Source organism: Candidatus Frankia alpina (assembly GCF_902806485.1).
In the GTDB taxonomy this organism is placed as follows: Bacteria; Actinomycetota; Actinomycetes; order Frankiales; family Frankiaceae; genus Frankia; species Frankia alpina.
In genome coordinates, this window is the sequence record NZ_CADCWT010000203.1 from 1 (window position 1) to 8,743 (window position 8,743).

Here is an 8,743-nt window from a genome sequence, read left to right on the forward strand (position 1 = left end):
CGCTGCGCTCATCCACCCGGGCGGCGGCGAGGGCGAGCGCGGGATCGGTCAGGTACCGCTTCGCCCGCCTGGTCAGTCTGTTCAGCCGGTTCGTCGACCACGCCGGAACGAGATCGATCAGATAGAGAGCGGCCAGGATCCAGTCGTAGGCGTCCGCGGTTCGCTGGTTGATTCCGGCCGCCTGGTAGAGGGTCCCGCCGGGGGGGGGAGCTCGGCCGTCGAGAGCCCGAGAACCTCGAGGTAGCGGCGCAGCCGGACGGGATCGCGCTGTTCCCCCGCCGCCAGCACGTCCCGGGTGACGGCATGATCAATGTAGGCGTCCAGTCAGGCGAGCCGCCCCGGTGCGCTCAGGTTCAGCGCGGCCTCGGGGAAACCGCTGCGCAGCGCCAGATCGACGTAGTCGTCCAGGCTCGGGGGCGGCCCGGAAACATGCAGGCGGGAAAGATCGGAGTTCAGGAGCAGGTCGAGCAGGGAGGGCTGGGCGACGGAACCGGAGATCTCCCGCTCGGTGAGCCCATGCAGCACCAACCGGACGACGCGGCCCGTTCCCGGCCACTGGCGGGTGGCGAAGTCGGCTTCGACGCTACCGGTGAGGAGAAAACGACCGGGGCGCGGGTCGTCGTCGACCGCGCGCTTGACCGCGCCCAGGATCTCCGGGACCTCCTGCCACTCGTCGAGAAGGACGGGCTCACGCGTGCGGCGCAGGGCAGCGTCCGGATTCGCGGCCACCGCCGCAGCGACCGCGGGGTCGTCCAGCCGCAGGACGTCGTTGGCGATCCGTCGGGCCGAGGTGGTCTTCCCCGCCGCTCGCGGGCCCGTGACCATGATGGCGGGCAGCTCGGCGAGCAGGCCGGCCAGCGGCGCGTCCGCGATCCGCGGCACGTACCTTGACGTGGCCATACAGCGACACTACAAGATCCGCGAAGCCTCGAGTACACGATTTGCGGGCATGCAAGTGCGAAGTCTGCGGCAGGGGCGGTGCGGGGTTCGCGGCCTCCGTGGACAGGTGGCCACCGGGAAGCCGGCCGTTCGCCGGTCTCGCGCAGCACTGCCGCCAGGCTGACGGTCGGGTTCGCTGGCCCGTGCACGGTGACGAGGTAATGCGGGCCAATGAACTGGGCCAGCTCGACGTAGTGCACATGCCCGCCCGCGCCGCGTTTCTTCCGGTCCGACCGCCCGAAACCGTGCCCGGCGTACCGCAACGCGACCAGCGCACCGTAATCGCCTCGGTGCCCGGTTACCGTGTCCGGTGCGATCACCCGACGAAAGGGCGCCGGGCGGGCGGCGGCGTTAGCGCGGCGTGAGAAAACGCGGGGGCGGCGTTAGCATCCTGTGAGAGATTGACGCGCCGAGCCGGCGCCGGAGTTGACTCCCATTGATGCGATTCGACGGAACCGGGAGTCCGATGCGCCTCAGGGGAGCGGCTTCTTCGACGGCCGTGGGGGGACAGGGAGCGGGCCGTGGCCGGTGACCTGGCCCGGCGGCTGCTGGTGGGCCGCCCGATGCGCAGCGAGCGGCTGGCCGAGACCGAGCTTCCCAAGTGGCTCGCGCTGCCGGTGTTCTGCAGCGACCCGCTGTCGTCGGTGGCGTACGCGACCGAGTCGATCCTCGTAGCGCTGGCCGTCGGTGGGCTGGCGCTCTACCACACCACGCCGTACGTCGCGGCCGGGGTGGCGCTGACCCTGCTGCTCGTCGTCACCTCCTACCGGCAGACGGTGCACGCCTACCCCAACGGCGGCGGTGCGTACGTCGTCGCCTCCGAGAACCTGGGGCGCACGGCGGGGCTCGCGGCGGCCAGCGCGCTGCTCGTCGACTACGTGCTGACGGTGGCGGTGTCCGTCGCCGCCGGCGTCGGCAACATCATCTCGGCGGCGTCTGGGCTGGCCGGCGACGCGCTGCCGATCTCGCTGGGGTTCGTCGCCCTGCTGATGCTGATGAACCTGCGCGGGCTGCGGGAGTCCGGGCGGATCTTCGCGATCCCGACCTACGGCTTCGTCGTCGGCATCTACGTGATGTTCGCCTGGGCGGCGTACAAGGGGATCGCCGGGCAGCCGATGCGGGCCGAGACCGCCGGCTACCGGCTGCGGGAGTCCAGCGGCACCACCGGCGTCCTCGCGGTGCTGCTGATCCTGCGCGCCTTCGCCAACGGCTGCACCGCGCTGACCGGCGTGGAGGCGATCAGCAACGGGGTGCCGGCGTTCCGGCGGCCCAAGAGCCGCAACGCGGCGGCGACCCTGGCTGCGATGGCGGCACTGGCGATCACCATGTTCGTCGGCATCACGATCCTGGCGCTGGTCAGCCACGTCCACATGGCGGAGAACTCGGCCGACTACATCGGGCTGCCGCCGGGAACGCAGGTGCCCACGGCGATCTCCCAGATCGGCGCCGCGGTGTTCGGCCGGACGTTCTTCTTCTACTGGAACACGGTGTTCACCGCCGGGATCCTCATCCTCGCCGCGAACACGGCGTTCAACGGCTTCCCGGCGCTCGCCTCCATCCTCGCCCGCGACCGGTTCCTGCCGCGCCAGCTGTACAACCGCGGCGACCGGCTCGTGTTCAGCAACGGCGTCGTGCTGCTCGCCGCCGCCGCGGGGCTGCTACTGATCGTCTTCGACGCCAGCACCCAGTCGCTGATCCACCTTTACATCGTCGGCGTGTTCGTCTCGTTCACCCTCAGCCAGGCCGGCATGGTTCGGCACTGGCAGCGGGAGCTGACCGCCGCGGGCGGCGTGGCCGGCGTGGGTGGATCGGTCGGCCAGGCGGCCCGGCGGCGGATCCGGCGTTCCCAGGCCATCAACGCCGTCGGCGCGACCGTCACCGCGCTGGTCCTGGTGATCGTGCTGGCCAGCAAGTTCCTCGAGGGCGCCTGGATCGTCGTGGTGGCGATGCCGCTGCTGTTCGCGCTGATGCGGGGCATTCGCCGGCACTACGACCGGCTCGCCGAGGCACTGCGCGTGCCCGCGGCGGTCCAGCTCACCCGCCCGAGCCGCAACCACGTGATCGTCCTGGTGTCGCGGCTGCACCTGCCCACCGTGCGCGCGCTGTCCTACGCCCGGGCGCTGGCCCCGAGCGACCTGGAGGCGGTGACCGTCGCGGTCTCCCGGGAGGAGGCGCAGACGCTGCTCGAGGACTGGGAACGGCACGGCGTCGAGATCCCGCTGCGGATCCTCGACTCCCCGTTCCGGGAGATCACCCGCCCGGTGCTCCAGCATGTCCGGTCCCTGCGTCGCTCCGGCCCCCGCGACATCGTCACCGTCGTCATCCCGGAGTACGTCGTCAGCCACTGGTGGCAGCACGTTCTGCACAACCAGAGTGCCTTGCGGATCAAGGCCCGGCTGCTGTTCCAGCCCGGCGTCGTCGTCATCAGCGTGCCCTGGCCGATCGACCGGCCGCCCGTGGACGTCGCGACGCCCGCACCTGCCGTCCGCCATCCGCCGCCCCGACCGTGAATCGCCGGGGTTGGGTAGGGGTGACGACGGCCCGAGCCGATGCCGCGTGGCGGTCAGTGGCTCCGCGCCCGCCGCGGCCCAGCAGCTGCCGTTGGACGGGGACCTGCCCGAACGCTGGTTCGGGCCGCTGACGATGACCGACATCGTGCGCTACCAGGGCGCGAGCGGTGACCTGAACCCGATGCACCACGACGACGAGCTCGCCCGCGGTGCCGGCTACCCGCAGGCCTTCGGTGTCGGCATGCTCGGCGCCGGCTACCTGGCTACCTGGCTATCTGGGCCACCGACCAGTTCGGCACCCACACCGTGCGCCGCTTCCGCACCCGCTTCCAGAAACTGATGTGGCGCGGTGATCGGCTGCGCGCCGGCGGCCGCAAGTCCGCGAGTCCGAGGTGGACGGCGAAAAACGTCGCGAACTCGACCTGACGCTGCGGGCCGCCACCGGCGCGACGGCGGGCTGTGGGGTCCGTTGGTATGGGTGCCGAGGCGGCCTCGGGCTCGGCGGGTGGTGGTCACTGCTGCTCGTCGGGGCGTGGGGTATGCGGTGAGGCGGCGCGCAGTGCGGCGAGCGCGGTGCCGAGGTGGCAGAGCGCCGTGTCGGAGAGCGCCGCGCCCAGCCGCCTCTCGAGTTCCTGGTCGAAGATCGGACCGGCGGTGTTCAGCACGCCTTGGCCCGCGGCCGTGAGCTCGACGATGGAGGAGCGGCGGTCGGCCGGGTGGGGGCGTCGCGCGCAGTGCCCGTGTTTTTCGAGCCGATCGACTGCCTGGCTTGCGCCTCCGACCGTGATCGAGAGGGCGGTGGCGATGTCGTTGACCCGGCAGGACTGCGTGCGCTCGATGACGAGCATCACGTTCATGCCCCCCAGGGGGAGAGCGCACTCTTGCTGGAGCCGCGCATCGATCTCGTTCCACAGGTCGGTCTCGAAACGCACCAGGTCGTCGAAGACTCGTCGTAGATCCATCGGTGCCTCTCGCCGCAACATGGATTAGCGCTAACTATATTAGTGCCATAGTAGTATGGTTCCTGGCTGGTGGGCGCGCCCTCGGCGCGGGGCAGCCGCCTCGGAAGGAGCCGGGCTCGCCTGCCACCGGCCGGGCTACGACACCCGTCGCCCGGCCAACGCTAGCGGGACATCGACACGACCCACGGCGCCGAGGCGCCAGGGCGAACTTGGAGAACACGATGAGCAAGCAGCAGCGACTCGCACTGGCCGGGATCTTCCGGCAGTTGCCTTTCACCATCGCCGGTGATCCCGCCGAGCAGCGCGCGGCCATGGAGGCGGCGCTCACCGCGATACCCCTGCCCGGGGACGTCACTACGACACCCGGTGAACTCGGCGGGGTCCCCGTCCTGACCATCGATGTCGACGGCGTGGACTCCTCCAAGGTGCTGGTGCACTTCCACGGCGGCGTCTACGTCCTGGGTTCAGCCCGCGCGGGAGCCGGACTGGCTGCGGCGCTTGGCCGGCATGCCGGGGTCAGGGTGATCTCAGTGGACTACCGGCTCGCCCCCGAACATCCGTATCCCGCGGCGATCGATGACGCACTGGCCGTCTACCGGGCCGTCCTGGAGCAGATCCCGAGCTCGCAGATTGCGCTCTCGGGTGAGTCGGCGGGCGGCGGCCTCGTGGCAGCGCTGCTGCTGCGGCTCAAGGAACTCGGCCTTCCCCTGCCGGCGTCTTCGGTAACGCTCTCGCTGTGGGTGGACCTGACCCTGAGCGGACAGAGCATGTCGAGCAAGGCGTCCATCGACCCCTCGGTACTGACCCCCCGGGGGTTGCGCATCCGTGTACCCGACTATCTCGGCGGCATGGACCCGGCGACCCCTGACATCAGCCCGATCTTCGCCGATTTCAGCGGCCTGCCGCCGATGCTCATCCAAGTGGGTTCGCATGAGATTCTGCTCGATGACGCCGTTCGGCTCGCGGCCCAGGCTGCCGCGCACGACGTCGAGGTCACGCTGCAGGTCACTCCCGAAGTGCCGCACGTCTTCCAGACATTCGCCGCCGTCCTGGACGAAGGCAAGGCGGCGCTACGCGGGGCGGGTGCCTTCCTGCGCACCCACTTCGAGGAGAAGAAATGAACGACACGCTGGAATTGCGCGGCCGTACAGTGATCGTCACCGGCGCCTCGTCAGGCATCGGCGCGGCCACCGCCCGCGCGCTGCACGACACGACGATCGAGCAACTCGACCTGGGCGAGTTCCATCAGGTACTCGACCTCAACCTCGTCAGCGTCATCCGCCTCATGCAGGCCGTGCTGCCCTCCATGCTCCGCCAGGGTTTCGGGCGAATCGTCAACATCAGCTCCGGCACCACCGGGATGGTGCTCCCCGGCATCAGGGCCTACGCCGCGACGAAGTCGGCCGTGAACATGCTCTCTGCCGTCGCCCGCAAAGAGCTGGAAGGCACCGGGGTGAGTGTGAGCGTGGTGCTGCCTTCCACCACCGCGACCGAGTTCGGGGCAGGCCGCTTCACCTCAGGGCGGCACACCCGCCCAGGCTTTATCGCGCACAGCTCCGACTACGGCGCAGGAATCATCCTGCGCGCACTGCGCACCGGCGAGGAACGCATCGACATCCCCCATGGCAACGAGCAACCCGAACTTGCCGGCCTGCCGACCCATTGACCGCACGTACCGCGACACTGCGACAGCTTGCACAGACGAGCCAGACAGCCGGACGAATGTGCGCCGTGATCATTCGAGTTGCAACGCTTGAAGGGCCACCGAGAGGCCACGGGCTTGACCGACGATACGACGCGTCTGTTCGGGCTGGAGGGGGTGCAGGTCCTCTCCGTCGGGATCGACCAGGACGACAATCCGATGCTGGCCCTGATCACAGCTGCGGTAGAGGTTGTCCGCGCCGCCATCTGTTGCCTGCGGCGTGGCTGTCGTTCCCGGCAGCTTCTTGTTGATCTGCTCGGCCAGGGCCGTCGCGAAGAGTCCGCGACCGACATGCTCCCGCCCCCTCGGCCCGGCGCACGCCTCGTGGCTCTCTCCACCAGGCTGGTTCGACGTCTTGGGTTGCTTGTAAGCAGCACTGACAAACTCGCCGACGCCACCGCGGAATTGCATCCGCTTCTCGGAGACGGTGCGCCGGCCGAGAGGATCCGATCGGACGGGTGTTACACGGCGGGGGCGCTTTCTCGGGGGAAGCGTCGACGACCCCGGGGCTGAGTCGACGACCCCCGGGCTGAACGGTCACCTCGTCCGCGTCCGCCTGATCGGTGTCTTCGCGGACCTTGGTAGCGGTGCCGCGAGGTGGCCAGCAGACCCGGGAGGTCGCGCCCGGCAAGAATCTCCGCATTGAAGTTAGGTGTACTTTACAAACGACTGAATCGGGACGTCACACAACCGGCTCGGACGACTCGAGGCGGTCTCCCGATTGGTGACTTACACCATATGTGATCGGTTACGGGTAGCCGGAAGAGCCGGTTGCGGTCCCCTAAAGGACGGAGAGTGTATTGGTGCTCACCGTGAGCGGTCTGGCGATTGCTCCGGTCAAGGCCCTGGCCGTGGTTTTCCGCGCGGAGCTGTCGGTGGGGCCGGACGGAGTCGCCGAGGATCGGCGGCTGTTCCTGATCACCCCGACCGGCAAGATCGTGACTTTGCGCGACTTTCCAGCGTTGGTGTCTGTCCGGCCGGATCTGGATCTGGCGGCGGGCCGGATCGCGGTGGGGTTTCCCGACGGTTCCGTCGCCGTGGGGCCCATAACGCCGTCCGATCGGCAGGTCGCCGGGACGTTCCTCGGCAAGCGGCGGGCTGGTCGGGTGGTTCCCGGGGCGCCGGCCGAGGCGCTGTTGGACTACCTGGGGCAGCCGGTGCACCTCGTGCTGGCCGAACGGATCGGCGTCGGCTGGGACGAGGGCCCGGTGACCATGCTCGGCTCCGGCTCCGTGGACCTGGTCGCGGACGCCGCCTCGGCCGGCCGGGACCTGCGCCGCTTCCGGATGACGGTCACCGTCGCCGGGACCGCGCCGTTCGAGGAGGACACTTGGGTCGGCCGCCGCGTCGGGATCGGCGAGCTTGTCGTCGCGGTCACCGAGCTGCTCGGGCGCTGCGTCGTCATCACCCGTTCGCCCGACACCGGCACGCCGGACTGGGACGGCCTGCGCGCGCTGGCCCGTCGGCGCGGCCCGAACGGGATCATCCTGGGCGTCGTCGCCCGGGTCGTGCGGCCCGGGGCGGTGCGCCTCGGCGATCAGGTCGCCGTCGACGTCGGTTAAAGGTAACCTAACCAAATATTCGGGGGTTTCGGCTGGTCGACAGGGGTATCCGCGAGGCGCGGGCGCCACCGTCGGCGGCGCGGACCCGGCAACTGCAGCCCGACAACGGGGGAGGACGGGTGGTTTTCGCACCCTGGCGGCGCCGCGACCCGGCGGCCAGATTCACCCAGCCCAGGCCGGCCTCGCAGGCGCCCGCGACGGATGGCTCGCCGGCTTCCGACGGCGCCGGTCGCCCGCCGGCTCGGCTGCTCGGCGAGGAGCTGACCCTCGCCTACGACCGGCGGATCGTCGCCGAGGGCCTCGCGGTGCGCATCCCCGACGGGGCTTTCACCGTGATCGTGGGTCCCAACGCCTGCGGGAAGTCCACCCTCCTGCGCGCCCTCGCCCGGGTGATGCGCCCGACCGCCGGCACGGTGCGTCTCGACGGCGCGCAGATCGCGTCGTTGCCGTCGAAGGAGATCGCCCGCCGCCTCGGCCTGCTCCCGCAGACCGCGATCGCGCCGGACGGCATCACCGTCTTCGACCTCGTCAGCCGCGGCCGGTATCCACACCAGACGATCTGGCGCCAGTGGTCCACCCGCGACGAACAGGTCGTGCGCGACGCCATGGCGGTCACCGGCGTCACCGATCTCGCGAGCCGGTTCGTCGACGAGCTCTCCGGCGGGCAACGCCAGCGGGTCTGGCTGGCGATGACGCTGGCGCAGGAGACGCCGATCCTCCTGCTCGACGAGCCGACCACCTTCCTCGACATCACCCACCAGTTCGACGTGCTGGACCTGTGCGCGGACCTGCACGAGAACCACGGCCGCACGTTGGTCGCCGTCCTGCACGACCTCAACCAGGCCTGCCGGTACGCGACGCACCTCGTCGTGATGGCCGCCGGCTGCATCGTCGCCGAGGGCCCGCCCGCCGAGATCGTCACCGCGGAGCTGGTCGAGGAGACCTTCGGCCTCGCCTGCCGAGTGATCCCTGATCCCGAGACGGGCACCCCGATGATCATTCCGACTGCTCGGCGCTGGAAGCCGTCGCCGTCGCCGTCGCCGTCGCCGTCGCCGTCGCCGTCGCCGT

The 8,743-nt window shown here is 70.2% G+C and carries 10 protein-coding genes; 6 read left to right on the forward strand and 4 right to left on the reverse strand.

The features are described 5' to 3' along the window. Together G6R25_RS30775 and G6R25_RS27755 are read right to left on the reverse strand one after the other, a co-directional pair. On the reverse strand, nt 1–172 hold a 172-nt coding region (locus tag G6R25_RS30775), incomplete at its 3' end, for a DUF4143 domain-containing protein (RefSeq protein WP_419469378.1). A 152-nt stretch (nt 173–324) separates the two neighbouring features. After that, complete coding sequence (locus G6R25_RS27755; RefSeq protein WP_235948975.1) at nt 325–900, reverse strand: AAA family ATPase; 576 nt, start codon at nt 898–900, stop codon at nt 325–327. A gap of 560 nt (nt 901–1,460) precedes the next feature. Here G6R25_RS27755 and G6R25_RS18355 point away from each other — a divergent pair. Continuing rightward, on the forward strand, nt 1,461–3,449 hold the full coding sequence (locus tag G6R25_RS18355; protein WP_235948977.1) for an APC family permease: 1,989 nt from the start codon (nt 1,461–1,463) through the stop codon (nt 3,447–3,449). Nucleotides 3,450–3,495: 46 nt separating this feature from the next. Next, complete coding sequence (locus G6R25_RS30780) at nt 3,496–3,789, forward strand: MaoC/PaaZ C-terminal domain-containing protein (protein WP_419469377.1); 294 nt, start codon at nt 3,496–3,498, stop codon at nt 3,787–3,789. A 172-nt stretch (nt 3,790–3,961) separates the two neighbouring features. On the opposite strand, the gene G6R25_RS18365 is transcribed toward G6R25_RS30780, so the two are convergent. Next, nucleotides 3,962–4,381: a MarR family winged helix-turn-helix transcriptional regulator gene (locus G6R25_RS18365; protein ID WP_205447233.1), complete on the reverse strand. Its 420-nt coding sequence runs from the start codon at nt 4,379–4,381 to the stop codon at nt 3,962–3,964. Between the two features lie 251 nt (nt 4,382–4,632). On the opposite strand from G6R25_RS18365, the gene G6R25_RS18370 reads away from it, so the two are divergent. Both G6R25_RS18370 and G6R25_RS18375 read left to right on the forward strand, forming a co-directional pair. Beyond that, entirely contained in the window at nt 4,633–5,532 is a 900-nt protein-coding gene (locus G6R25_RS18370; protein WP_136448029.1) for an alpha/beta hydrolase, read from the forward strand. Continuing rightward, nucleotides 5,529–6,077, forward strand: a complete 549-nt coding sequence (locus G6R25_RS18375; protein WP_205447235.1) for an SDR family NAD(P)-dependent oxidoreductase — start codon at nt 5,529–5,531, stop codon at nt 6,075–6,077. The genes G6R25_RS18370 and G6R25_RS18375 overlap by 4 nt, the downstream gene beginning before the upstream one ends. Before the next feature lie 69 nt (nt 6,078–6,146). On the opposite strand, the gene G6R25_RS18380 is transcribed toward G6R25_RS18375, so the two are convergent. After that, entirely contained in the window at nt 6,147–6,524 is a 378-nt protein-coding gene (locus G6R25_RS18380) for a hypothetical protein (protein ID WP_136448028.1), read from the reverse strand. Between the two features lie 392 nt (nt 6,525–6,916). Between G6R25_RS18380 and G6R25_RS18385 the strand changes: the two genes are divergently transcribed. Together G6R25_RS18385 and G6R25_RS18390 are read left to right on the forward strand one after the other, a co-directional pair. Then, nucleotides 6,917–7,675, forward strand: coding sequence for an MOSC domain-containing protein (locus tag G6R25_RS18385; RefSeq protein WP_207634334.1), 759 nt, complete (start codon nt 6,917–6,919; stop codon nt 7,673–7,675). 119 nt (nt 7,676–7,794) lie between these two features. Next, nucleotides 7,795–8,743: ABC transporter ATP-binding protein (locus tag G6R25_RS18390; protein WP_163553963.1), on the forward strand; the 949-nt coding region annotated here is incomplete at its 3' end.

Excerpts from the sequence above, each read along its gene's own strand:
- G6R25_RS27755 (WP_235948975.1), bottom strand. The coding sequence starts at position 900 with ATGGCCACGTCAAGGTACGTGCCGCGGATCGCGGACGCGCCGCTGGCC.
- G6R25_RS18370 (WP_136448029.1), top strand. The coding sequence starts at position 4,633 with ATGAGCAAGCAGCAGCGACTCGCACTGGCCGGGATCTTCCGGCAGTTG.
- G6R25_RS18375 (WP_205447235.1), top strand. The coding sequence starts at position 5,529 with ATGAACGACACGCTGGAATTGCGCGGCCGTACAGTGATCGTCACCGGC.
- G6R25_RS18380 (WP_136448028.1), bottom strand. The coding sequence starts at position 6,524 with ATGCAATTCCGCGGTGGCGTCGGCGAGTTTGTCAGTGCTGCTTACAAG.